This is a genomic window from Arcanobacterium phocisimile (assembly GCF_016904675.1).
Taxonomy (GTDB): Bacteria; Actinomycetota; Actinomycetes; order Actinomycetales; family Actinomycetaceae; genus Arcanobacterium; species Arcanobacterium phocisimile.
Map to the genome: position 1 here is coordinate 455,296 of NZ_CP070228.1, position 25,843 is coordinate 481,138.

A 25,843-nucleotide genomic window follows, 5' to 3' on the forward strand; every position below is an offset into this window, starting at 1 on the left:
AAACTGTGTAATCAAGAACAACTATGGTCTTCTTACGGTAAAAAACGTTCTCGCCATCCAAGGCCTGGGCCTGCTGTTCATGATGATTACTGAGCAATCACAGATCAACAAGGAGTAATTAGCCATAAGTTCACTACCACAAGTGAGAAGGAATGAACATGCACGGATGTATTGTCCATTCCGAGCGCGGTAGCCAATTTCGTTCGAATGCTTAGACTCAAGCCCTGCAAAATCACCACTTGATTGGGTCCATGGGAAGAGTTGGAGCGTGTGGCGATAACGCTGCCAAAACCGGCTCGGTAAACAAACACCCATAGAATATGAGAAAATAGTAACCACAGCACTCAAAGCTGCATAAAAGACTGTCACCTAAAAATGCATCAGACCTCATAAGGATCGTTTCGCATGTCGTGTTTCATGTGCGTGACGTTGAATTAAGTATCGTGAGGGAGGATTCATTACCTCTCGTGGTTATCGTTATGCCAAGTCGGTTCCGTTAAGCGCTCGAGCCAGACGCGATAGTGAGTTTGTGGGGATTATGCGTGGATATTCATGCCTCGAATTATGGTGTGTATGGGGTGGGTAAGATGTGGCATGCTTTAGGGCGTGCCGGGATCATGATTGGGTGTGAACAAACAGCTAGGCTTATGCGTTTAGCCGGCTTGTCAGGCAAAGGTAAAGGGCCGATCCTCGGTGGGGAGTCGGCTAAGAAGATGTGAAGATACTCGTCTTGATTTAGTTAATCGTCATTTCCGTGCCGTTAAACCCGGCCAGTTATGGGTGGGGCGATATGACGTATGTTCGAACACGTCAGGGGTTTGTGTATGCGGCTTTTGTTGTGGATGTTTTCAGCCGTAAGATCGTGGGGTGGGCGTTGTTGGATTCTATGCGAACCCAGGCTTTACCAGGCGTTAAACCAAGCAATTGCTTGTGCGAAGGAGGTCAGCGGGCTAGTAGACCATGGCGATCATGGTTCCTAGTACGCTTCGATTGTGTATAACGAGCACCTAGCACAGGGGAGGGATTATTCCCTCAACAAGGTAGCGTGGGTGATAGCTACGATAATGCTTTAGCTGAGAATGTCAATGGTTGTTATAAAAACGAGCTTATTCATCCTCGTACATGGCAAGACGTACTCGAAGTGGAAATCGCTACTTTTGAATGGGTAAGTTGGTGGAATAAGACACGGCTACATCAAGCACTCGACTACCGCACACCGCTCGAAGTTGAAAACGATTACTGGCACACCGTTAACACAACACAGAAAATACAAACACCAACCAGGGCACAAGCCTAGGAAGAAAACCCGGTACACTTCACAGGGATTGCAGCAACCGAAGCATCACCAACTTTTTTACTAGGTACACACTTCCTCGGGGAAATACCCTCAATGCCCATCAACTTCATGCGTTTGGCCACGGTCTTTTTGTCAATACTCACACCACCAGCATGAAGATCAGCAGTAATACGTGGTGTGCCATAGACCTTGTCTGACCGTTCCCACATGCGATAAATTTTTTCATCTAGTTGCTGGTAGTAGCTGGTTTTCTCATCATCTCCAATTGAGATAGCGGCCTGCTTTTTAGCCCATGCATAAAAGTATGAACGCGAAACTTTAAGCAAACGGACCATGCGGGCAATAAAGTAGTTAACCTTCTCGCGCTGCATTAGTTCGTATTTCTCTTCTCGTGTTGCTTCGCAGCGAAGAAGGCGCTGGCTTTTGACAGGAACTCATTATCAAGCTTGATCGAGGCCAGTTCCTTTTTCAACCGTGAGTTTTCGGCCTCTAATTCGGCATATGTCCGTTCCCCGGAACTGTTATTGTGCTCTCGTTCTTGTTTAACCCAGCGACCAAGCAAAGCCTGACCAACACCAATCTCGCGCGATACCTCTGCAATAGTCCTCCCAGTCTCAGTAACAAGGCCAGCAGCCTCAACGCGATATTCCTACGTGTATCTTTTCCGCTGACGACTCATAACAAACATCTTTCCGTACGAACACCCAGTCCGCACTAATTAGGCATCCGGTATTCAAGGGTAACCCCATCATTCTTTGAGCGGTGTGGTGATCGTTTAGGTTTAAGTTTATTGTGCGGAGACAAACGTTGAACACTGTCGTCGAAAACGCTACATCGTGCAGTATTACCGGACCAACGGGACATGAGACGCACCGAATAGTATGTAAAAAATAGATTTAAAAATGATCGCATTTATTCTTCTGCCACAGGGTGTGTGAGCGATTTGAAACATTCCTTAATTCTCGTAACTTAAATTTCCGTTTAGTAAACTGCACGAACCAGCACATGGTACTAATCAATTTTGTATTATGAAAGTGGTTATCACGACGAAGAGGTCGTGATAATCGCAAACCTCATGCACTGACACGAAAGGTCTAACATGAAAAACACAGTGAAGAACATGTTGATTGCATCCATCACTTGTGTGGTGGTCAGTTTGTCCATGATGACATCGGCCGTGGCAGAAGACAATTTCAAAGAAGGAACCACTATTTACGGGGGGGGTCGGTTCAGAACAATGATCCCTCTCTCCCAAATTTTGTTCCAAGCCTAGGAGATAATAATTACGAACTTGTTCCTACGCGAAGAGATATCATAATGCCACTCTCAGCGTCGGGATCGCAACCAATCGGAGGTTTTACCGTTAAAGACATCCGAATTCCGTCAATGATGCTTGATCACGTAATCAACGGAAGCGGTTTGACAATTAACTCTGAAGTGGCCGAAGCAGAAGGATTAAACCTCTGTAATTATCGTATCGACTTTCAGAATCGCTACGGGAATACGATCTACCGTACAGATGTCGGAAATACCTACTGGGGGTGCAAACTTTTGACAACAGGTCCCATCTACTCTCGTTTCAAATCCGTTAATAGAGGTGTGCAATGTGCCAGAGTGTTTGTAAATGGACAGTATGCTGGAGAACAATGTCATAACATCTACTAAACCGACGAGAGAATGAGATTGCAATGAAGTTAAAAAAAGTCTTCTTGGTTTTAGGGATTATCTGTGTGTTGGTCGGGTTTCTATTGACTATTGCATCGCTGAATAGTTCATACACTCTCAATATTCTTGTGGACGATATTAGTTCGGGACACCATGCCGCAGATTCAGATTTCTCTGTTGCTGCGCTGCAAAAAGTTGCGTCATTTACAAAATATCTCTCTTATGGCGTTTTTTCTGAAATTCTTGGAATACTTTTTGTAATCGTAGGCTGGGATTCGCGAAGACCATGATACACATATGAAGAATATTGGTGGTGGATACTCAAACCGAGTATCCACCACCAATTACATTAAAGAGTGAAACATGCAGTTTTGTGAGCCATCAAGGAAATTGTTCCAGTGAAGATAGGAGCGTTCTAGATTTTTCGATCCAGGTGACTTGAGTGTTGTCTATTGATATCCTGCCTTCGGGGGGGGAGAATGGATGAATGGTGATGTGGGCTTATATTAGGCCCACTTCAGAACACATTGTTCGTAAGTTGAAAAAGGCTCGCGAACTTAAGGAAGGCGGGGCGAGAACTCGCATCTGAAGCTTTTGTTGGGCCGGGTTGAGTTGAAAAAGTAGCGCGGAAGAAACTATGGGGTGGGAAATTCTAGGCCCAGCTCGCCGTCATGATGGGAATGGTATCTAGTTGCGCTGGCTACTTCCAAAGACTTCCCTGGCACATTGTTAGGCTCTCACACAGTGCTTAGCGGCATGCAAAATGCTACGATAGCAAATCTGTTAAGTGTCCTCCCTTGTGCTAGTGGATGCACGCATTTGCTAAGGACCACCGCCGGTGGGGACACCAGCGATGCTTGAATCAAGGCGCTAGTAGAAGGATATGGAGTATGTCGGGAAGCCTTCTGCAGAATCTGGTGTGAGGAAGGTCTGCGTGTGCTATCCAGGAAGACGCGTAAGCGTTTAACTGGTGAAGAACACCGTAAGGTTGCCCCTGGTCTATACCCTAAAGATGTGTGGTCTTTGGATTTCCAGTGTGATTCAGGCCCGGCACGGGAAGATGGTCAGCATATGTACTATCATCGATGAGTTCATTTAAGAACATGGTGATAAACCACGGATGATCCGGATGGATAACGGACCTGAAATTCATCTCCCGTGCTCTGGAAAGTTGGGTTAGTGAGGATCAAACGCTTCAGACAGTATTCCACCGGGCCAGTCATAGTATAACGGGTTTGTTGAATCGTTCCTCAATCGAATGCGTGAGGAATTGCTCGAGGGTAACTTCATCGAGAATCCTTCTCACGCCCGCGTGCTCATCGGACACTGGTCACAGCTCTACGATAACTTCCCTACGCACTCCTCGCTGAGTTACCTTAGCCCACGACAATACGCGCAACGATGGAGAAAAGGAAACACGGTCAACACTTAAGCCGAGTGGCCCTGAAAACTAGGCCAGTCCAATCACACTCGCACACAAGTATCTAGCAGTCCTCTTCACCATGATCCGAGACGAGACTTTCTACGAAACCAGGCCCGTCAAACTAGCCGTCTAGACTAAACAAAAGAAAAATAGGAGCCCCATTCACAGTTTTGTGCGGGCGGTTTTTACTAATTTGTGTTCTAGGAAAGAAGTTTTATGTCCAACTGTGGGACGGGCAGTCCTAAATGTCCCGCCGCTCCTTTATAGTGGAAGCAACACCGGTTAGGAGACTATCAATGAGAATCAAGGTCGTTAAGAAGTCGCTGGGGAAGACGCGTCCCCTCAGCGAGATTCCGTACTATCTACAGTCTGAGGTGAACACCCTGCATGATTTGATTGCCGCCCTGGTTGAGATTGAGGTGGCAGCTTTCTTGCAAAAACCCGAGACTGTAGCGCTGACTCAGCCGGAGCTGGCAGGGATGCTAGAGACCGGCAAAGTCTGGTTCGGGGATCATGAAAACGAGGGGGAGGTCGTGTTATCTGATGCCATAGACACTGCTCTGCAGGCAGTGGAGGATGGACTGGTAAAGATCTTCTTCAACGATGCGGAGATTATTGGTTTAGATAGCAAGATTTCCCTAGCAGAAGATGACCGTCTAGTGCTCTTAAAACTCACCTTTTTGACTGGCCGATACTAAACCCATGTTGCACTGTCCAGCATTATTTTGAAGGAGCAACATGGCTACCGAATACAACTACTTCACTACTAAACCTGAGTGGGTGCGGGATCTATTCAACCGCGTCGGCTTAGGAGAAAACGACTCTCTTAAAGAGGCATGGCGTGACCTGTGCGCACTGGGTGAGCTGCGCGCCAGTTTACCGGAGTCGCAGCAGCAACTGATTTACGGCAAAACACCTGCAACAGCCCAAACAACGAACCTTGAAGAGCTCATTCTCTCCTTTGACGGTGATGTTGAAGAAGCTCTGCTAGAAGTTGAAGATTCTGTCTCTGATCTTTCAGATTATGACTCCGTAGAAGAGAGAATGATGATTGCGGGCCGGTATCGTGACACTAACCCGCGCACCCCTGAGGAATTGCTTGCCCTGCCTGCATTCGACCTCCTGTACCAGCAATTAAATGATGACTACCGGGATGCCTACTGTCGTTACTTAGCGCTGGCACCGGAACTAGCAACTCACTTGAACACCTATCAGCGCCGCTCCTACCATTCTGATTTTCCGTACCAGCAGATTGAGTTGAGATATCGGATTTTGGAGCATTTCTGTATCTACCAGCACCTGGGGTTGAACCTGACCGAGTTGTTCTTCTCGCCAGAAGACCCCATCACTGAGAACGCTTGGATGTTTGAGCAGGCGGGAATGTATTTGGCCGCTATTTTGGCACCAAATCTGGACTTGTCGGGCCTTGATAATGCAGTTTCACGTGACAGTGAAGGTCTTTTGGACCGGATCGAAAAGGGTATTTTTGAGGCCGAGGGGGTTTCCCAGCTCTCCAACATTTTGCTTCGGGCCCTGATAATGTCGGGGCACCCCAGAGCTATTGCCCTAGTTGAGAAGCTGTTGCGGGCCGCGAAACTGTCTGAAGGCCTCCGTCAGAGTATTATTGAAGTGATTGATTTTGGTTCTGTGGATACTTTTAAATATTTCCTACAGATTATTCAAGATGAGAATCTGCTCCGGTTCTCTTCGGTTAAAAGGGCTTTCCTGACTTTTGGGGGCCTGACCGATGGATTGTCCGATAAAACCATTCCGCTGGTGGGCCAATGGCTGCTTGAGGGCTTGTTAGAGGAAAAGGCTGAAGAGTATTTACTGGAAAAGAACTATGTGAAGTTCTATCTGGGCCTGTATTTGAAAGCCTGCCATAGCGTTGAAGATGCCCTATCTGTGATTGTTGAACGGTTCGGAGCATGGGATCAGCATCAACAAATTGCCGCTTTGCATTTCGTTGGGCAAGCAAAACTCACCATACCGGGCTCTGTCCCGACCCTTTTGATGCAAACTATCAATCAGATTCCAGAAGAAACCAAAGCTGGACAAGAAAAAGCCAGAAATTTAGCGGCAGCTCTGCTAACTAATATTCCCGAGCTTAGCTTCGGTTCCCTCCCTGAAAAACGTGACTTCTTGGCTGGAATCCTACCTTTATTCGCTAAGGTGAAGACCTCTGCCCGGTACCACAACATCTACGGTGAAGGAGATGCCCCCTTCAGTTCCTACTATGTGAACCTGCACTACCGGTCTGTGGTCCTTCCGTTAGTCGACGAGGTTGAAGACTTTTACGAGGAAGCCTACGCGGTCTTTCCTAGGTACTGGACCTCTCGGGGCGACCACAGCGCGATGATTCCGCGGATGAAAGTACCGGCGGTCCATAAGGCTGTGGTCGCCGCAATCGGTACCGGTATTAGCGATACCGCGTTCGACATCATCAAAGCCGCAAAGCTAGAGCTAACCCATGAAGACTTCCTTACCGTAGGTGATCTGCTGAGATTAAAGAGCTCCACGGTTCGTAACAACGTGGCACAGCTACTCAAGGAAGCACCCGCTGAAACTATTCTTGAGGTAGCCCATGCTGCACTGTCTACCCGCAATAAGAACAAGCGTAACGGTGCTATTGGCAACCTGACCGACAACTATGAGGTAGTTAAAAACCTGCCCCAGTACGCTCAAGTGCAAGAGCTTATTCGCGGCATCGAGTTTGAAACCTCGCTACAAGATCAGGTGGCGGTCCTCCTCGGCGAAGAAAAGCCCGCACATGAGGAACGAGAGCTTTTCTTCACCCCGGTTGCTGAGATTCCCCGCCCAGACCTTAGCTGGGATCCGCAAGCGGTAGATACCTACCTGAACCCTGATCTCAACAAGTTAACGAAGTTCATGAATGACTGTGCGGAAGCCTTCGCCGCCCATCATGGGGAAACTGTGGTCCGCACCGGATATGATGGGGCTAAGTATGAGGCTCGCGCCGGATACGACTTCTTTTACATGACTGACGTTGTGAGCCAGTATCGGGAAACAACGCCCTACGATGGTTACACGTTTTACGAAGACTACCTGCCCTTCACCACGCAACTTTCCGACTTGGAATGCCTACTCTGGCGACACTATTTGACGGCCGTCACTCAGTATGAGGATTACGGGCGAAGTTACCGTGATGAGATTACAGATTGGGCGATTAAGCATCAGTATCTTCCGGACCTCTCCAACATGTTTAGTGAGTGGGCTTCCGCTAAGGTAAACAAAACTGATCGTGAGCATGTTGTTGCTAACGCGCGGGCTGCCTTGAATATGGAACTGGCCCGCCGTGAACATAAAAAGGTCAACGATTCTTGTCAAGATTTCTTCGCTCAAGTACTGGCATATCAGGTTGCGAAAGAAAGAGAACGCATCCAGGCAGGAGAGATGATTCCGCTAGATGACATGCCTGAAGAAGTCAACCCAGATACCGTCAGCCTTTTCGACTACGAGCGCTACGTGTCCATACAGGCCTTCGATACGCAAACCACGTGGGCTAATCCGGAACAAATGCTGGCAATAGTCCTCAACCTAGTTTCGATTTCCAAACAGCACAATTACACCTTCGCGATTGAAGTGCTCTTCAAGCTGGAAGACTTAGGTCTAATTGGCTTGGATTTGATTTATACCCTGATGCTGGACCCTGAGCCGTACCCGATTGTCCGCAGCTATTGGCGCCCCTCCGTTGAATATGACTCCCATTTGAATACCTTGCTATTTGAGGTTTCCACAAATGTGAATCGGGCGACCAATTATCGTGCCAACGCGACATACCATGAGCCCGCCTATCTGGAAAAGCAGAAAGAAGTTTACCGGGCGATGGTTTCCTATTTGGTGGAGTTTGAGATTGCCCGCACCGACTCTGACACCCCTTATTCTGAAGCAATCTCTAGAGTGTTTGCTTTCTATGGCGCGGAAGTCTTCTTGAAGACCCTCTCCAAAATGGACAAGCTGACTTTCGTGCGCGGCTACTCTTGGGGGCATGAAGGTAAAAAAGAAATGTTCTCCAAGATTATTGCCCGAACCTTGCCTGAAGAAGACCTCACCCAAGAACGTTTCAACGAACTCGTAAAGCAGTATCAGATTGATAACCAGCGCCTGCTAGAGGCCTGCGTTTACAATCTGCGTTTCATCGAATACGCGGAAAACTATCTGAAGATTCCGGGGCTAGTTAAAGCCGCCTACTTCTTCAAAACTCATTTGAATGACAGTCTCAGCGACCAGCAAAAACTAATTGTCCGCCGCTACACTGACATCGCTTTTACTGATTTTGAGAACGGGCAAATGGACCTGAACTGGTTTAGAGAAAGCTACGAAGAGCTAGGAGAAAAGAACTTCCAAGCACTCTACGACGCCGCGAAGTACATTACTGATGGCAGCAAACACAAGCGCGCCCAATACTTCGCCGACGCAGTCCGCGGCAAACTCAAATTCAAAGAAGTTGAATCACGGATCTCCGATAAACGAAATCAGGAGATGGTACTGGCATACGGCCTCATCCCCCTCGGCAAAGGCAAATCTCGAGACCGCGAAAAGGATCTTTTGCACCGCTACCAGAAACTCCAATCCTTCCTCGCTGAATCAAAGAAGTTCGGTTCCCAACGGCGCGCATCGGAAGCCCTCAAAGTTTCCATCGCGATGAACAACCTAGCCAGAAATGTGGGTATGTCCATTAACCGTTTCACCTGGAGCATGGAAGCGAAACTATCGCAGAGCCAAGCGGAATTCTTCAGCCCGCATCAGGTTGACGACTATTTCATCCATATTGACCTGACTAGGCCTGAGAAGCCGCAAATCATTGTCTCAAAAGATGATAAGCAACTCAAGAGCGTGCCCGGCAAGATCAGCAAAAATGCTTACGTGAAAGAGCTCAAAACGGTTAAGGCCGTGCTCAAAGCCCAGTACCGGCGGGCCCGCACCATGCTCGAAGATGCCATGTGCACACGGGAAACCTTCACTCCGTCAGCGCTTACTGAACTGGACACAGTCCCGGTCGTCTCAGCTCTCATGCGTGACCTTTTGTTCACCCATGAAGGAAAGGTCGGGTTCTTCCGTAACGGAAAACTTGAGGGGATTAAGGCAGAGATAGAGCTGGCCGAGGACGCACAGCTCCGCGTCGCTCATCCCGTCGATCTGGCTGAACATGACTGGGTGGCCTGGCAGAACCTGCTACTGGAACGTGAAATTATCCAGCCCTTCAAGCAGGTCTTCCGCGAGCTCTACACCATGACCGCGGAAGAACGCAAACAAGATGGATACACGCAACGCTTCGCCGGCTACCAGGTTGCTCTCAACCAGACTCTAGGCTTACTGAACTCTCGCGGCTGGATGCTAAATGGCGAGGAAGGCTTCGAGAAAGTCCACCACCATAGCGATCTGCGGATTGAACTGTACTCCTACGCTGACTGGTATACCGCCGGTGACGTGGAAGCACCCAGCTTCGAAAAAGTTGTCTTCTTGGACAACAAGACCGGTAAAACCTATAACATGGCTGAGCTGGATCCCATCATTTTCAGCGAAACCATGCGTGACCTTGACCTAGTAGTCTCAGTCGCTCACGTGGGCGGAGTTGATCCTGAGCTCAATCACACCACGATTGAACTACGCACCCGCATCCTCGAACACAATCTGGGCCTGCTCGGAGTTAGCAACTACCAGATTGAGGGCTCCCACATCACCATTAAAGGCCAGTTGCATGAATACTCCATGCACTTAGGCTCCGGCGTGATTCATGTGGCCGGCAGAGGAATGCTACCAGTATTCCCCGTCCATTCACAGCAGCGCGGACGCATCTTCCTTCCCTTCGTGGACAGTGACCCGAAGACCGCCGAAATTGTCAGCAAGGCTCTCATGCTGGCGAACGACAAGAAGATTAAAGACCCCGCTATCTTGTCGCACCTGCGCTGAAACAGAACCGGCCGCGAAGGACTCCACCAGTTCGAACGACGGGTGTCCTTCGCGGCCGGTATGCTACTAACTATTAACGGCGGGATCTACTACTGGCACCTCGGCTAGTAGCCGAAAGCTCAACATCTGCTACACCCGCAAACAATAGGAACATAATCTTGGAGTTGACGCTTTTCATAATAGTATTCGATGAACGTGCTACAGATACTGAGCTGGGCGACCTCGTTATTCTTCCCGTTGTATGGTGAAGCTAATGGTGTGCACTAGTTAATCGCTAGTAGAGTGCAACACGGCTTAGTGCGAACAATGCTCGGTTTAGCTCTCCACACTTCCGCCAAGCAATACTGCGACTATGGATAAGGCTAGAGCATCTGTTTACCGAATATTTTCGCTGCTTGGCTGTTCTGATCCGTGGTGGGGATTTTGATGGGCAAGTTCGCACAGTGCCTGTTCGTAATTGTTGGCAAACTGGTGAGTTAGTTGAGTAACCACATCGTCTGCAACAGTCTCTTCCTGATTATCTGTACTGACCGCGTTTTCTTCGGTGTTGAAACGTATCACACTAGGGTGAGGGTGATTGTTTTTCATGATGGATATTAGTTCGGGTTTGTAACCGTTGTCTAAAAGATTTTACGACGACGGGGGTGTTGGCGCCTGCCATGTGTTCCACGGCAGGATTGTGCTTGCTATCAGTAAACCGCAAGCACCGATGAAGATTCCAGTGTGGATTCCACAGTACTGGCCGATGATGCCACCGGCGATTGTGAGTAAGGGGCCAGAGATTCTCGAGCAAAGGCTAAAGACGGTAGTAACTCGCGCTATGAGGTGATCGTCAGTTTCAGTCAACCGCACGGTAGCGTATGCGGGACGGAAGAGAGCAGCAAGAAACATGAGGAAGAAATTCGCACACACGTAGATAGTAAAGCCTATTGTTGTTCCAGGAAGGAAAGGAATAACAAAGATAGGAAGCGAACGCAGCATTCCAATATAGGTAAGAACATTGCGTTCTCCCAATGTGTTGGTGATTCGTCCGGCAAAGGTTGAGCCGAGTATCCCGCCAAAGCCGGGAACAGTAAGAGCTATACCAAATTCAATAGGGGATAGTTTCCAAGAATCTAGCAGGAGCAAGATCTCCAACGGGTAGATGAAGGCAAGGAACCCAGCAAATAACGTGGCATTTCCTAAAAGCGTGAGCAGTATAGGCTTTGAAGCGATATAGCCGAAGCCTTCGACGAGTTGCTGTTTATAAGGCGCATTTGAATGGACCGGAGGTTTTCCTTCAGGGGTAGTAATCTTACTCAGTCCAAAAGCTGATCCCAGCAGGCCTATGACTTGCGATAATAGGGTGATGCCAACGCCAAGAAGCTGAGTGATGAATCCGCCGATCATTGGCCCAAACGTGGTGAAGATCCAGAAAGTTGATTCAAATTTACTAAAGGCAGACACGCGCTGTTCAGCAGGAATAAGATCCTTGAGATGTGCCATTGAAGCTGGCAAGAAAAGACTTGAGAGCGTGGAGAGCACAACTGCAACAACTAGCAACTGAACGTAAGAAAACGATTGGAAAACGAGCATGATAGGAATGGTTGCGAGGATGCCTGCACGCAAAATATCAATCCATATCATCAGTGGCCGTTTTGCTCTGAATTCAAGCCACGGTCCAGCAACAATCATGACGAACGCGCTAATAAAGCCAGGGATCGCAGAAAGTAGCGAAAGCTCAAGCGAAGATACCGAAAGAAGCGTGACCGCTGCCAATGACAGTGCGCCAGTTGCAAGTGCCTCTCCAGCATCAGACGAGGCACGGGCGAACCACAGCTTATTAAAATCTGGATGCATCGCGTGCGCTCCTCTTGCTGTCGATATTGTTAAGTTTGTCGAAGGGCCGTTCTATTCATCGGTTCAGTTGTTTTCTAGTGGTTAACTGAGCAGTACTGCAACCGAGAACGGAGCAAGGGTGAGATGCCCACCGGGTGCAATATGCTCCGTGTGGTCGCGCGGGCGTTCCCATTGGCTGGCCCACATCAACTCAAAATCAGTACCGCGTCCCCACGGAAGTGTGAGCTGCTGAGCCTGACCTGAGACTATTAAACCACATGTATTCCTCCATCTTGTAGTTAAGCGGGCAGGGCGGATCTGGACATAAGATGTTGTCGGGCTCGTTGAGTTCAGAACTAGCGATAGAAAAACTTGACTCAGATTTGCTCCACTGACACAAACTCTGGAATCAAATCTGTCTTTGAATACATGGATGATATTGTTTACGAGATTGCACGGCTAATTTCTATAAATCGTGCGAGCATGTCGCTGTGATCGAGAAGGGAAAGGTCAAGACTGGTGGAGGATATCGATCTACGGACTGCGCGAAAGGTAGCTGTGCTTGCGCAAGGGTTAGCCCCGGCTCAGCTAGGGGCGCTTAATTCATTGGAATCTGTGATGAAACGACTGGGTTGTGTACAAATAGATTCGATTCAGGCAGTGCGCCGTTCGCAAGAAATTGTGCTTCTTTCCCGCGGGGTGAATAAATCTGAAGTAGATTCTCTTTACACTTCAGCGGCCGGATTGTTTGAAAATTGGGGCCATGCACATTCACTTCTTCCGCAATCTCTATGGTCGATTTTTCACTGGCGCCGTGATCGTATCCGCAAAAATGGTCTCAGTGGTGTTCCGTATGACCCGAAAGTTGCAGCTGAGGTTTTGAAGCGGATTTCGATCGATGGGCCGGCTTCTCATGGAATGCTTGGTAAAACTCGTGGCAACGGCTGGAATCGCAGTAGTGAGGTGAAAGTCGCGTGTGAATGGTTGTTGAGTTTTGGCGAATTGGCTGTGGTTAGCAGAGATGAACGCTGGCAAAGGATATACAGCACCCCGGAACAAGCTAATATGCCTTCTGAGGAGAAGCTAAGTATTGATGAGAGCCTGCAAAAATCGGTAGATCTTGCTTTAGATGCACTTGGGGTTGCGCGGCTCAAGGATGTTTATGATTACTTTCGATTCCCGAAAGACCCACAGATCGCTGACTATTGCCATGAAAGCAGATTTGTTCCGGTGAATGTTGAGGGACTTAACGACACCTGGTTGATCGATGAACAGTTGCTTGACAAAGTTGACGAACTGGATTGGTCAAGTCCACATATTTCGGTTCTCTCGCCATTTGATTCGTTAATTTGGCATCGCCCACGTCAGCTAGCACTTTTCGGAAAAGACTATCGACTCGAAATTTACAAGCCCGCGAATAAACGCGAATTCGGCTACTTTGCTATGCCGCTTCTGAACAATGAAAACATTATCGGAAGAGTCGCTGCAAGAGTTTCGAACGGCACCGTTGAGATCGAGAACCTTGAAATAGATGAGACAATGGACGCCCACTTTGTCGAACATGAAGTTGCGCGGACTCTACGACTATGGACAGATCATCCCTGATGAGAGTATAGAGCTATAAAATACATCGCCGTCACTGATAGCGGCTGGTGAGTTAACAACACTGCACAAAGAACGATTCATTTCCGCGAGTTGTTTGTCTCGAACCTGTTTAGTTGAAGGACTACGATACTTGGCTTGACGATATCCGCTCGAAGGCGACAACCCTCCTTTTACGAGTGTTGGTTAACAGCATTGCCGATGAATACTCCATGTGAAAGGAGTGTTGTGTCTATCAATGAACGCAATCATGTACCGAACGCTCTTAGGTTGAGTTCGAAGACGGAAAACCGTAGCTGTTTTTAACAACTAATTCGTATTGTGAAGCTCGTAGAATTCCCTATCTAGCCTCGCGTTTTCCGCAATAGTATCTGCATCTTCAGGTATCGTTCGTCCCAGTTAGTGAGATAGGGCTAACCAATACCGGGCCGTACGGTAAGAAACACCTAGTTCCACATGACAAGCCGACTGGAACGCTACACCCTATAGTTAAGTATCCTGCGTATGGTAAACCGTACTGTGCAGTTCTTAGCATTTTGACCAAACTTTCTTCAGCCTGTGCAGCCACTCGCACTTGGGTAGGAACAAACGAGTAATGTTTCATTTTATGAAACCAAGGCCATAGGTGCTCTTGGTTAAACGGGCTCTTCATAGAGATTAGTTATGTGTTTTATATTTGTAATATCAGCAGAGTTAGGAATGTGAGTTTTAGGGGCTAGGGTGTTAATAGGGAATAGGGGAGACGCACAATTGACGCTTCGGCGAATTGTGTTCGTATATGGTCTCTTAATGTTTTTCGATTTCTTATTTGGGGCAGTATATGTCGTTGCAGTCCTGCAAAAAGATGTCTCGCCAGCCCAGTTAGGATTTCTATTTGGGCTAAGTACGCTCTTTTCGATACTGATCGAAGCACCCAGTGGGAATCTAGCTGATAGGTTTGGTCATAAAAGATTTCTGATGACTGGGCTAGCGATGTGGGGTCTTAGTCTGGTATTCCTTTCCCTTTCGTCGTCCATAATTTACATTGCTATATCACTTATTCTTTGGACAACCGGTATGGCTCTACAATCAGGTGTTTTTGCCCCAATCCTTCTTTCTTCTTCGAAAACGCTTGATCGGCAAGAGTTGTTCGAGAAACTGGCACGGCAGACTTCGAACGCGCGATGGGTAATGTCGGCAGTTGGCGCGTTGTTGATATGGGTGTTTGTTGCAAGGATTGATGCAAATACGCTGATCATGGTTGCGGGCGTAGGCATCATTGTCCTAGCGGGTTTGTCGTTTTTCCTCTTTCAAGAAACAGAATCTACATCTAGTGCAAGCACAAAACTGGGGCTAAAGTTCATAGTGCGCTGGCTGTTCTCTGACGAGATTCGTCCGCTGGTTTTAGCGAATGTGCTTTTGGGTGCTGTTACCGTCGCGATCGTGTTGCCGTGGCAACCTATTTTGACGTTGGGTAGCGATAATGTAGGGCGAAACGGATTCATGCTCTTCTTTATGAGTCTGGCGGCTCTGGCGGGTTCGTATAGTACGAAATTCTTGCTTTCTAAATTTCCCTACAGTCCGACTTTCTTTATTGGAATTACACTAATTTCGATTGGGCTGTTGTGTGTCGTGGCGATGCCTGTTGCCAAGATCGTTGGTTTCCTTATTGCTGAATGCGGATTCGGGATCTCGGGTGTTGCGCTGGGAGCTTTGCAGCAAGGTAAGTTCTCCGATGAGCATCGCAACGGAATGTTCTCGATTCTCTCAACGGTTACGCTTATTTCCTCTACTACAATGAATATGGTGTTTGGTTGGTTGTGGGGAAGTCTCAGTATCTTCTCGGCAGTCGCTATTTCTGCAGTGACCATTTTTATTCTTGGATTACTCTTTTTCTTGATGGGAAAAGGAGTAATGAAAAATAGCAATGAGAAAATTTGAAAATGAAGTATCCTACTCAGTATCGGGATGCTGCTTAGTCCTTTCAATCGTTGCGATTTGTAGGCATGTGTCCTCTGTGATTCTAAATCTACGTGTCTTGATAGCGGCATCCTCGGGTGAGTGATACTCCGCTGGAGATAGCCGTTAGGTAAATCCAAGATGCACGGATTTCAAGCTGCCGGGTTCTTTTGAGAGAAAGTCGCAATCGTGCTGGTATGGACATTTTTCAAAGCGCTTTGGGTGCGGTAAAGGGAAATGCTGCAATCGGCTTTAATGAAGTGGCCGAACAGATAGTTGAACTACATCGCAATAGGCCTTTTAATGCCTATTGGTTTGGCGGAGAACCTCTCCTGCGGTGCGGGCTAATCAGCGAGGGAATGAGTTTTCTCGACAAAGCTGCGAAAGAGGAGACAGACAACTATTAATCCCAGTGTGTAGCCGCCAAAGGCGTATCAGATAATTAACGTACGGCAGAGTTTTCCATCCATTAAACTCTCACCACGTTCATCAGTGTGGATGGACTTGAAAAGGGAGAAGTATTAGTATTTTAGGCTAGTATGGGTAAATGTTCGATAAAGGGGCTCATGTGCCCCAGCAGTATAAATCTCTGGTATTTGGCGTGGGCGCAAGGCATTTCGTCCTTTGCAAGCGTTTTTTGACCTTTTCACTTGTTCTTTATGGTGCAAATAGTTCAGACACATTTGGCCTGGGGCTCTCGTTAGCTGCGCGCACTTTACCCATTCTACTTGTCACCTTGCTTGGCGGTGTTATTGCGGATAAGTGGGATCGTGTGAAGGCGTCTGTATCGTCAATTGTGGCCGGAATGATCCTCAATGTTTGCTTAGCTCTTGTGCTTCCTGGGGAGGGGTTAGGATGGAAGGCTCAGCTAATCTTATTGTTCTCAGGTTTTGTTGTAGCTGTAGGATCTCCTTCCTTGTATGCGTTGCTTCCATCGATTGTTGAAAAGTCAGAGATACTTTATGGCAATGCGCTAGTGCGCTCCTTTCGCAATGTTGCTGGTATCGTGGCGCCAGGAGCTGCCGCAGCTATTGGAGTACACACGTCACCCGTTTTTCTGCTTTGGTCTGTAGTTGCCATGAATGCAGTTTCAGCATGTTTGGTTGCGCGTATAAAGATCACAGAAAATGTGATTGCACAAAAAGACGAGGGGAATGATCGTACAACTTTTCGCTCAGTCATGTCAGGAAATAGTTGGCTTTATTTCACGATTCCTTTTTGGGGTATTTTCTTGGCAGTGCACTCTGGAGCTGCTGAAGTTTCTCAACCTATCTATATTATTGAGAGACTCGGTCCGTCGATCTGGTCTTTCATGATGTCAAGCGTGGCTATCGGTTATGTGTGCGGGAGCCTATTTTCATTAAGAATCCGAACGACTAAACTAATCAGCGGAAGTATGGCGTGGGGAGCACTGTCAGTTGCTCAATTACTTGCATGCGTTTTATCCGACTCTTTTTGGATTTTAATTATCGGCTCTTTTGTTACCGGTGTCGGTTTTGAAATCTCTGGAGTTTTATGGGGATCGGCCCTACAGTCTCGTATACCAGCAAGCCAAATGGGCAGAGTTTCTTCTCTGGATTACATGATAAGTTTCGGCACTACGCCATTTGCGTACTTTATTTATGCGCTTTTTCCAGCACAGATTCTCCACCCGGTAATTTCTATAAGCGCGCTATTGCTAATTATTCTTGCGCTTGGCGGGATATCTATGGGTCTATTTCTTGATCGTAAGAATTCTCGTATTTCAGCATCGGAGTCTTCCGCAGAACCTTCAAATTCCGTCATTGGATGAGGTAACCGAAGAATAAATCCTAGGATGTATGTGTTGTATTTTCTCAAGACGAGAAGTTGTCACTTGCTCCAAACGTGTCAAAAGATGAAATTAATTCGGCTCTTCGCATTTTAGCTGGGTTAAGGGATGATGTTGTGTGTCGCCGGTGGGTGAATAGGTAGGTGTAAGCAAAACCCGGCAATAGCGCAAACCGAGGCGATATACTCCTAGGTTTGCGCTATTGCCGGGATTGGGCGACGCTAGCCTTCATATCATGTCCTACTCACCAAACAGTTGCCCTTAGGTTAAGCAAAAGAGCAATGATGACCACTCAAAGCAGCCAAATACGTCAACATCTGAGCACGACAGATGGGTATGCGCTAACCTCATCACCGAACCTGCACGGTTTCTACTTCTAGATGGCGATAAATCCTGAATGCCTGCAGTGATCGTGGTAAGAATGAGGCTGATCGCACTCTAAGTGCGAACCGTACAACACCCCGCTAAAATCCCAAGAGCCATTAACTCAGGCGTTCTGCGTCACCGGCTATTGTGACTGAGTTTAGAGGACTCAAAATGGCGGATATCGGCACGATAGGGTGCTATACAGTTATTGTGCCGCTGGGCGCTTTTTGCGCCCAAAAACACGAAACAACGCAGCAAAGTGCGAACAATGCCCGGTTTAGCTCTCCACACTTCCACCAAGCAATACCGCCACCGAGAACGGTGCGAGGGTCAGATGCCCACCGGGTGCAATATGCTCCGTGTGCTCGCGTGGGCGCTCCCATTGGCTGGCCCACATCAGCTCAAAATCAGTACCGCGTCCCCACGGAAGCGTGACCTGTTCAGCCTGAGCCTGACCGTTAATAATCACCAACGCATCGCGACTTATTCCACGCCCCGAACGCAGCATTTGCACCAACCGGGCCTGGGGATCAAACCACGTGTAGTCCTGCATCTGGTTGCCAGAAGCATCCAACCATTCCATGTCACGTAGCGCGTCGCCCTCGCGCGGACTGCCGGTAAAGAACTGGGTCGGGCGGAACACCGCATGTTCCCGGCGCAACTGCAACAAGAACGACGTCGTTGCCAACATGTTTTCTTCATGCTCGCCAAGCTCCCAATCCAGCCACGATAACGGCGAATTCTGGCAGTACGCATTATTGTTGCCATGCTGGGTTTTCAAGATTTCGTCCCCGGCGGTGAGCATCGGAGTGCCGGCAGCCAAAATCAAACACGCCATCAAATTACGTGCCGATTTACGTCGCATCGTCATAATAGCCTCCGACGCGCTACCTTCAACTCCGTGATTCCACGACAAATTATTATCGCTACCGTCGCGATTATCTTCCAAATTCGCGTCATTATGTTTATGCGAATAAGCGGTCAAATCGTTGAGCGAAAAACCATCATGTGCCGTCACAAAATTCACTGAGGCATGCACACCACGCCCACCAGGGAGTCGGCCGTGGCCGAACAAATCAGCAGAACCTGCCATACGAGTGGCCAAATCACGCAGATCGCTACCGTGCCCGCCGTGCACGATCGCTGCCGGCTCACTGAGCCAAAACGAACGCAACGTATCGCGGAACCGATCGTTCCAATCCGCCGTCGGCACCGGGAACTGGCCGGTACGCCAACCGCCATAACCCACATCCCACGGTTCGTTAATCAGCTTGACGGTACTGAGCACCGGATCGGTTGCCATCGCACTATAGAGCGGATGATTCGGGTTGAAATTATCGCCCTCGCGCCCCAAAGTCACCGCCAAATCGAACCGGAACCCGTCCACGCCGAAAACCTCAACCCAGTAACGCAACGAATCCAACGTCATCCGAATCACAGACGTGCGGCGGAAATCGAAAGAATTCCCACACCCAGTGGTGTCTTTTAATGCTCCTGGATTAGTTGAATCATGGCGATAGTACAGTGACGAATCAAGTCCTCGCCACGAAACCGTCACGCCGTCAGTACCGGCTTCACACGAATGGTTGTAGACGACGTCGAGCAACACCTCAATACCAGCCGCATGTAACGCAGCCACCATGTTTTTCACTTCATCAATCACGCCTTGGGCGCCAGCTGCGCGACCCGCAGCGCTCGCATAGCTCGGCTCAGGGGCAAAGAAACTCAACGTGTTATAGCCCCAATAATTTTCTAGACCCTTATGAATCAGGAACGGTTCACTGAGCTTGGCGTGAATCGGCAACAACTCAATCGCGCTAATTCCCAACGATTTTAGGTGCGTAATCGTCGCCGGATGGCCTAAGCCCGCATAGGTGCCGCGTAGTTCTTCTGGCACGCCCGGCAGCGTCTTGGTCAAACCCACAACGTGAGCTTCATAAATCACAGTCTCATCCCACGGCGTGTAGGGGTGCGCACAAGCGGTTGGCTCGTCAGCAATAATTACGCCCAGTCCAGCGACTTCTACCGAGTCACGCGGATCGCGCTGGTCGAGGTGAGCGGTGTGATCGTCGTCCATCACATAGCCGTACAGCCGTGGATCGATGATCGGGGTGCGTCCTACCGCGCGCGCATACGGATCGAGTAGCAACTTCGCCGGATTATAGACGTGACCGGCGGCTGGATCCCAGCGACCATCAACCCGAAAACCATAAAAAGTTCCAGCCGTAATACCGGCAATGTGACCAGCCCAAACGCCATAAAGACCGCGGCGTAACGCTACGCGATGTTCGGCATGGTTATTGTCCGGATCCACAAAGCACGCCCAGACGTTCGTGGCGTGCGGTGCTTCCACAGCGATATCAACCCCGTCGGCAATGAGGTGTGCACCGAGCTTGGGCGGATTGTTAAGCGCGGGCTGAGCCAGGGGAGCGTCAATATATGGCGTATCTGAAATAGTCACGCCTTATATTGTGGCAAATTTATGCAGTTTTCGGGCAGGCTAAGAGTAAGGTTGTAAAAGTGGATGACTTAACTCATACGTATAACCCGTTAGACGTGCCCGATAACACCGGGGCGTTCGTTATTGATAGTGCGCTTATGCCTGTGCGAGAAAGAATGCAGATAGCGTGTGTACGCTCTGCGACTATTGCTTTCAATAACGGGGAAATAGCCTGGTTTGATGGCGAGGAAACCGCAGCTCTTCCAGCCGAGGAATTGATCTATCTTGCCTCCGATTCGGCTCACGATTATTTCGTGTACGACGACGGTGAACGCTCTCCAGATCATGAGGGTTACGGTGCGTGGGAGAACATTTTGCAAAAAAGTGGGGCGGAGGCGGCTCGCGTGCGTCTAGAGTTTGTGGACATCCGCCACGTGGTGGGGGAGTTACCTACCGCGCAAATGCAACTGGTGTGGTCGGCGTTGGCGTTGACCGCATGGCATCGCCAGGCGCGTTTTTGTGAACAATGTGGAACGCCACTCGTGAGTGACCGACTCGGGCGCAAACGTCAATGCGCAACCGGGCATGTTGTGTTTCCGCGCATGGATCCGGCGGTGATCATGGCGATTGTTGATGAGCAGGGTCGGCTACTGTTGGCGCGCAACAGCCGCTGGCTGCAGGGGCGCGTATCTGTGCTGGCCGGTTTTTTAGAGCCGGGGGAGTCCTTCGAACAAGCCGTGCGCCGCGAAACCCGTGAGGAGGCCGGAGTGCAGGTCGATCGCGTGCGTTATCTCGGTTCGCAATCGTGGCCTTTCCCGCGTTCTTTGATGGTCGCCTTCGTCGGCTACACTCGCGAGACTGCAGTGAAGATCGACGACGACGAAATCGCCGAAGCGTTCTTCGCTACCCGTGACTCGGTGCGGGAACGAGTTGCCAACGGTGAGCTCACCTTGCCGTCGAACGCATCGGTTGGACGCGCATTAATCGAACACTGGTTGAGTGGAAAATTGGGTTAATCCACACCTTGTGGTTGTGACGGCGCACGTTGTCGGAGGCGCCAACTACAATCAATACACGACGGAAAAAGATACGTAAGGGGAGGAGCGGTAGCATGGATACTGATGGGTTGCTTGATTTTCTCGATCCAGATCAGCGTGCAGTAGCTGAGCATATTTACGGCCCTATGGCAGTGCTTGCCGGTGCTGGAACCGGTAAAACTCGTGCCATCACCCACCGCATCGCATACGCTGTGCGTACCGGCGCTTTCGATCCGCGTAATATCTTGGCAGTGACCTTCACTGCCAAGGCTGCCTCCGAGATGCGTTCGCGGTTGCGCGATCTGGGTGTCTCCCCGATAAATGCACGAACCTTCCACTCTGCTGCGTTAGCTCAGCTACGCCACTTTTGGCCCCAAGCTATTGGCGGTCACGTGCCAGAGATCAAAGAATCGAAAATACCGTTAGTTTCGGCAGCAGTAGCAGCTCTTGGCCTCGATACCTCCAAACCTGCTATCCGTGATTTTGCTGCCGAGATCGAATGGTCCAAGGTGACCTTGTGCCCGCCAGAAGAGTACGAGGAGCGCGCTCGTGAATACAAGCGAGATTTCATTGCGGGAACTACCTATCGTGATATCGCCCATCTGATTTCTCGCTATGAGGAAGCAAAGGCCGAACGCGGGGTTATTGATTTTGAAGACGTCATCTTGTTGCTGATTGGCATGATGCGTGAAGAGCCGGAAATTGCTGAGATTATCCGCCATCAATACCGGCATTTTGTGGTAGACGAATTCCAGGACGTTTCCCCGATGCAATACCGGTTGTTGCAACTGTGGCTGGGTGATCGCAAAGATTTGTGCGTGGTGGGTGATGTGGCGCAGACGATTTACTCCTTCGCAGGAGCACGTGCCACCTATCTTTCTGAGTTTTCTCGGCATTTTCCGCAAGCTCAGATTGTGCGGCTCCATCGCGACTATCGTTCAACCCCGCAAGTGGTGGATTTAGCCAATACGGTTATTGGTCAATCCCAACTCGACGGCGCAGTTCACCTCAGCTCTATGTTGCCGTCCGGGCGTCCAGTAAGTTTTAGTGAGTACGGCGATGATGCGCACGAAGCGAGCGAAGTGGCGGGCAAGATTTTAACGCTGGTAGAAAGCGGAATACAGTATTCCGATATTGCGATTCTGTATCGTACCAATGCGCAATCTGCAGTGTTAGAAACGACGTTAGCCCAGGCCGGCATTCCGGTGTCGATTAAAGACGCCGATCGTTTCTTCCAGCGTAAGGACGTCAAAGAAGCGATGGTGTCTATTCGCTCAGTTGCCCGGCTCCCGCAACATGACGGGCTCGAAGCTGCCGTTACCGATGCGTTGAAGCAGGTAGGGTGGCGGCCGGAGCCGCCGGTGGGGCGCGGAGCGATTCGCGAACGCTGGGATGCGCTCAATACCTTGCGTGAGTTGGCGGCAGACATGGAAGACAAACGTGACGCGAGTGTTGAAGAGTTTCTTGCCGAGATGGCCGAACGCTCGCAGATGATGAACGAGCCAGCCACTAATTCGGTTACGCTGGCGTCCTTGCACGCCTCGAAAGGTTTGGAGTGGAAGGCAGTGTTCTTGGTTGGCATGAGCGAGGGGCTGATGCCGATCTCGTTGGCGAAGGGCGAAGCCGGAATTGAAGAAGAACGGCGTTTGCTGTATGTGGGGATCACTCGTGCGAAAGAATATTTAGCGATATCGTATGCGCGTACGAATACCGGACGTGCTGATCGGCAACGCTCGCGTTTCCTCGCTGAGATTTGGCCGCAGTTGCAGTCGCGGGCAACTCAGGCGCGCAAGAAATCAGCTGAGCAGGCGCAAGATTTCGCCACCTACCATGCAGAGGATCAAGAGCTCTTCGATGCGCTTAGTGCGTGGCGTGCCGAGGTGGCGCGCGAAGCACAGCGCAAACCGTATCTGATTTTCCATGATTCGGTGCTTCGTGACATTGCGATCGCTAAGCCCCGCAACCTTGCAGAGCTCGGCCAAATCAAAGGCATTGGCGCGATGAAGCTGTCCTATTTCGGGCAAGGGGTGTTGAGTGTTGTCGAGCAGTTTGCGGCACGGTGAGTGTGCCGGGTCAGTTCGCGAAGTCTTGGCATCCGCACTGCGGATGAACTGATATGTCGCACAAGGCTGGGGGCGCAGGTTGTGGCCCGATCACGCTGAGCTTGTTCCGCAACGCTGGCCGCTCGCCGTCGATTAACGCCAACACCTCGCGTGCAATGAGCGCCGCTCCGACTTCCATCGACGAAATATCGGCACGAATATCTGGCCTACCAAAGGTCTGCATTGCCAGCCGCGGCCACAGCGGATCAGCATCACGACGATGCAAATACACGCACGAGACACACGCGCTTTCGTGCGGAATCGTCGTCGGCCCAACTACCACATCAACCTCTTCAATCCACGCATGAACGAGCGGCACGCCGTCAGCTAGCCACTGGGCCGTATGCGCCGGATTGAGCGCATACGGCCCAGTTTCCACCACCGCCGTCGGAGTACGTGATGCTGCAGGGCTGTCAGCAACCGCAGGGCTGTCAGCAACCGCAGGACTGCCAGCATCCGTATCGAAGAAAGAACGGAATGCTAAATAGCGCGGCACGCCAGAAAACTCGGCGGCTAAGAGCCGATGATCGGCGGAACCAACCATCGCAGTGTCCCGGCACGATAACGTACCCACACCGGCGTCGCGCAAAATCAACGCCGCCGCCGTGCTCAGATAGTCACCGCGAGAAAACACCACATGTGCCCGGCGTCGGGCGTGCGGAAGAGAATTATGTAAGCGCACATGCGCAGCATCGTCAGGAGCAAAAACATTCTCACTCGTGAGCACACCGCTACGTTCCAACATCGCCACAATAGTGTGCGCTCGATCTGGCGAAACATGAAACTTTCGGGCCCGGTGCGACACATCAACCTCTGTATGGGGTTGGCTCAACGAATCAACAAAATGTAGTTCCGGGACGCTCAAGCCCTCAAGAATCACGCCACTGCGCGGATCTAACCCAATCTGGATCTGATCAGTCTCACGCCAAATAACCGGTAAACCTGGCTTAATCTGCATACTGCCTCCTCTTACGGTGGCACTAGATTAAAACAAAGCTCCCAGTCAGCTGTGGCAAGCATCCACAGCTGTGGAAAAACTAGGCAGGCGTTGAGCCAGATTCGGTATTATCCTCACCGTCAAGCAACTCAGACAAGAACGAATCGAGCTCTTCTTCAATGGCGGCCGCTTCTGGAGAGAAGAACAACTGCGGATCAGCTAACTGCTCAGCAGTTGGCAACAAATCCGGGTGGGTCCACAGACGATCGCGACCTGCGTCGCCCAACTCCCGAGTGGCACGCTCCCAGAACGCCAACGCAGAACGCAAATGACGCGGAGCAAGCTCCACACCAAGCTGGCTTCCCCACACCGCTTTGGCCGGATGTGAAGTGGCATTCCGGCGAGCAAACATTTCACGAAGAGCAGCTGCGCTGGGCAGATACGCCAACACGGCACGGGCCGAAACCGCAGCAACCCAGCCGTCAATCAGCGAAAGCAGATGCTCGAGGCGAGCCAACGCATCCTTTTGCGCAGCAGACTGTTCCATGGAGAATACGCCCGTGAAATCCATATCTTGCATAGCTTCCGGATTTGAAAAATCGAAAGCGCGCGCCTGCTCTTCAATCGACGACATATCAATTTCGATGCCACGAGCATACTCGGCAACAGTGTCAATAATGCGCGAACGCAACCAGGGAATCGAGGTGAACAACCGCGACGCGGCAGCTTCACGCACCGCAATATACATCCGCACGTCGTCTTCAGAATCTTCCAGCTCGGCAGCGAACTCAGTGATATTGGAATTAACCAACGCCGCCGAAGATCCTTCCATGAGAGGTAAACCAATATCGGCAGTGCCGAACGACGACGAAGCGAGCTGAGCGAGAGCCGAACCGTACTGCATCCCCAAGAACGACGAAATCATCGAGCCCAACAAGGCTTCCGGATCTGACATCAAGCCAGACATCTCCGGTGGCAACTGCGCTAACTGCTCACGCATCACATCACCAAAAGCACGGTTAATGTTAGTACCTAGCGGATCAAGAAGCTTCTTGAATGTCGGAAGCGAATGTGCAATCCAATCAAGACGAGTCCACGCAAGATTCGGACCAGTTGTGGGATCGACGTCGGTCACCGCATCTAGCCACAGTGACGCAACGGAAAGTGCTGAGCGGATCTTGTCGCCCTGCGCCGCCGACAAACTATCCATATTGGTCCGGATAATCGTATCGCGAGCTACTTCTTCAGCGATTTTCCAATTAACTGGACCCTCCCCATGCGAACCAAGCATAGCTTGCAACTGGGAAGTAACCGCACGCATCTGCTCTGGACTCATCGCCGCCCCCATAGCCGACGGATCGAGTCCAGATTCTTTCATCGAACGAATCACCTCATCGGCGGAATCGCCCATGATGGCGCGCAACATTTCTTCCCATTGTTCATTGTTCTGCTCGGGCATACTGCTCTCCTTTAT

The 25,843-nt window shown here is 50.0% G+C and carries 20 protein-coding genes and 1 pseudogene; 14 read left to right on the top strand and 7 right to left on the bottom strand.

Annotation, left to right across the window (positions count from 1 at the left end; translation table 11 throughout):
- Nucleotides 1-170 precede the first annotated feature (170 nt).
- The 4 genes and pseudogenes from JTE88_RS09210 to JTE88_RS01945 all read left to right on the top strand — a co-directional run.
- Nucleotides 171-287, top strand: a pseudogene (locus JTE88_RS09210) (IS3 family transposase); the annotation flags it as partial.
- Between the two features lie 255 nt (nt 288-542).
- Nucleotides 543-719: an IS3 family transposase gene (locus JTE88_RS01940; protein WP_204425032.1), complete on the top strand. Its 177-nt coding sequence runs from the start codon at nt 543-545 to the stop codon at nt 717-719.
- A 71-nt stretch (nt 720-790) separates the two neighbouring features.
- Nucleotides 791-1,000, top strand: a complete 210-nt coding sequence (locus JTE88_RS09215) for a hypothetical protein (protein WP_420826931.1) — start codon at nt 791-793, stop codon at nt 998-1,000.
- A gap of 45 nt (nt 1,001-1,045) precedes the next feature.
- A complete protein-coding gene (locus JTE88_RS01945; RefSeq protein WP_204424104.1) occupies nt 1,046-1,297 on the top strand; it encodes an integrase core domain-containing protein in 252 nt (83 codons plus the stop codon).
- Here the strand turns inward: JTE88_RS01945 and JTE88_RS01950 are convergent.
- Both JTE88_RS01950 and JTE88_RS09220 read right to left on the bottom strand, forming a co-directional pair.
- Nucleotides 1,294-1,668 (bottom strand): IS3 family transposase, encoded by a 375-nt coding sequence (locus JTE88_RS01950; RefSeq protein ID WP_204425033.1) that lies wholly within the window; start codon nt 1,666-1,668, stop codon nt 1,294-1,296. The two genes, JTE88_RS01945 and JTE88_RS01950, sit on opposite strands and share 4 nt — an antisense overlap.
- Nucleotides 1,668-1,898 (bottom strand): transposase, encoded by a 231-nt coding sequence (locus JTE88_RS09220; RefSeq protein ID WP_204425698.1) that lies wholly within the window; start codon nt 1,896-1,898, stop codon nt 1,668-1,670. The genes JTE88_RS01950 and JTE88_RS09220 overlap by 1 nt, the downstream gene beginning before the upstream one ends.
- A gap of 1,087 nt (nt 1,899-2,985) precedes the next feature.
- On the opposite strand from JTE88_RS09220, the gene JTE88_RS01960 reads away from it, so the two are divergent.
- From JTE88_RS01960 to JTE88_RS01975, 4 genes are all read left to right on the top strand, one after another.
- Nucleotides 2,986-3,252: a hypothetical protein gene (locus tag JTE88_RS01960; protein WP_204425034.1), complete on the top strand. Its 267-nt coding sequence runs from the start codon at nt 2,986-2,988 to the stop codon at nt 3,250-3,252.
- A 968-nt stretch (nt 3,253-4,220) separates the two neighbouring features.
- Nucleotides 4,221-4,394, top strand: a complete 174-nt coding sequence (locus tag JTE88_RS09225; protein WP_168917347.1) for a hypothetical protein — start codon at nt 4,221-4,223, stop codon at nt 4,392-4,394.
- Between the two features lie 287 nt (nt 4,395-4,681).
- Nucleotides 4,682-5,083, top strand: a complete 402-nt coding sequence (locus JTE88_RS01970; RefSeq protein ID WP_204425035.1) for a hypothetical protein — start codon at nt 4,682-4,684, stop codon at nt 5,081-5,083.
- A 40-nt stretch (nt 5,084-5,123) separates the two neighbouring features.
- Nucleotides 5,124-10,319: a DUF4132 domain-containing protein gene (locus JTE88_RS01975; protein WP_204425036.1), complete on the top strand. Its 5,196-nt coding sequence runs from the start codon at nt 5,124-5,126 to the stop codon at nt 10,317-10,319.
- A gap of 375 nt (nt 10,320-10,694) precedes the next feature.
- Here the strand turns inward: JTE88_RS01975 and JTE88_RS01980 are convergent, their stop codons facing one another.
- Nucleotides 10,695-10,907 carry a hypothetical protein gene (locus JTE88_RS01980; RefSeq protein ID WP_204425037.1) on the bottom strand — a complete coding sequence of 71 codons (213 nt, stop codon included), beginning with the start codon at nt 10,905-10,907 and terminating at the stop codon, nt 10,695-10,697.
- A 42-nt stretch (nt 10,908-10,949) separates the two neighbouring features.
- Entirely contained in the window at nt 10,950-12,158 is a 1,209-nt protein-coding gene (locus JTE88_RS01985; RefSeq protein WP_204425039.1) for an MFS transporter, read from the bottom strand.
- Between the two features lie 597 nt (nt 12,159-12,755).
- Here JTE88_RS01985 and JTE88_RS01990 point away from each other — a divergent pair.
- The 4 genes from JTE88_RS01990 to JTE88_RS02005 all read left to right on the top strand — a co-directional run bounded on the left by JTE88_RS01990 (nt 12,756) and on the right by JTE88_RS02005 (nt 17,469).
- Nucleotides 12,756-13,742, top strand: a complete 987-nt coding sequence (locus JTE88_RS01990; protein WP_239519579.1) for a DNA glycosylase AlkZ-like family protein — start codon at nt 12,756-12,758, stop codon at nt 13,740-13,742.
- Nucleotides 13,743-14,528: 786 nt separating this feature from the next.
- Nucleotides 14,529-15,659 carry an MFS transporter gene (locus JTE88_RS01995; RefSeq protein WP_204425043.1) on the top strand — a complete coding sequence of 377 codons (1,131 nt, stop codon included), beginning with the start codon at nt 14,529-14,531 and terminating at the stop codon, nt 15,657-15,659.
- 215 nt (nt 15,660-15,874) lie between these two features.
- The gene (locus JTE88_RS02000; RefSeq protein WP_204425045.1) at nt 15,875-16,084 is read left to right on the top strand and encodes a hypothetical protein; all 210 of its coding nucleotides are present in this window, start codon (nt 15,875-15,877) and stop codon (nt 16,082-16,084) included.
- 140 nt (nt 16,085-16,224) lie between these two features.
- On the top strand, nt 16,225-17,469 hold the full coding sequence (locus JTE88_RS02005) for an MFS transporter (protein WP_204425047.1): 1,245 nt from the start codon (nt 16,225-16,227) through the stop codon (nt 17,467-17,469).
- Nucleotides 17,470-18,130: 661 nt separating this feature from the next.
- Here the strand turns inward: JTE88_RS02005 and glgX are convergent.
- Nucleotides 18,131-20,314, bottom strand: a complete 2,184-nt coding sequence (gene glgX / locus JTE88_RS02010; RefSeq protein ID WP_239519538.1) for a glycogen debranching protein GlgX — start codon at nt 20,312-20,314, stop codon at nt 18,131-18,133.
- A 59-nt stretch (nt 20,315-20,373) separates the two neighbouring features.
- Between glgX and nudC the strand changes: the two genes are divergently transcribed.
- A complete protein-coding gene (gene nudC, locus JTE88_RS02015) occupies nt 20,374-21,309 on the top strand; it encodes an NAD(+) diphosphatase (RefSeq protein ID WP_204425048.1) in 936 nt (311 codons plus the stop codon).
- A gap of 95 nt (nt 21,310-21,404) precedes the next feature.
- On the top strand, nt 21,405-23,393 hold the full coding sequence (locus tag JTE88_RS02020) for an ATP-dependent helicase (RefSeq protein WP_204425049.1): 1,989 nt from the start codon (nt 21,405-21,407) through the stop codon (nt 23,391-23,393).
- A 10-nt stretch (nt 23,394-23,403) separates the two neighbouring features.
- Here JTE88_RS02020 and JTE88_RS02025 read toward each other — a convergent pair whose 3' ends face one another.
- Together JTE88_RS02025 and JTE88_RS02030 are read right to left on the bottom strand one after the other, a co-directional pair.
- Nucleotides 23,404-24,390, bottom strand: coding sequence for a hypothetical protein (locus JTE88_RS02025; protein ID WP_204425050.1), 987 nt, complete (start codon nt 24,388-24,390; stop codon nt 23,404-23,406).
- 79 nt (nt 24,391-24,469) lie between these two features.
- Nucleotides 24,470-25,828, bottom strand: a complete 1,359-nt coding sequence (locus JTE88_RS02030) for a zinc-dependent metalloprotease (RefSeq protein WP_204425051.1) — start codon at nt 25,826-25,828, stop codon at nt 24,470-24,472.
- Nucleotides 25,829-25,843 lie beyond the last annotated feature (15 nt).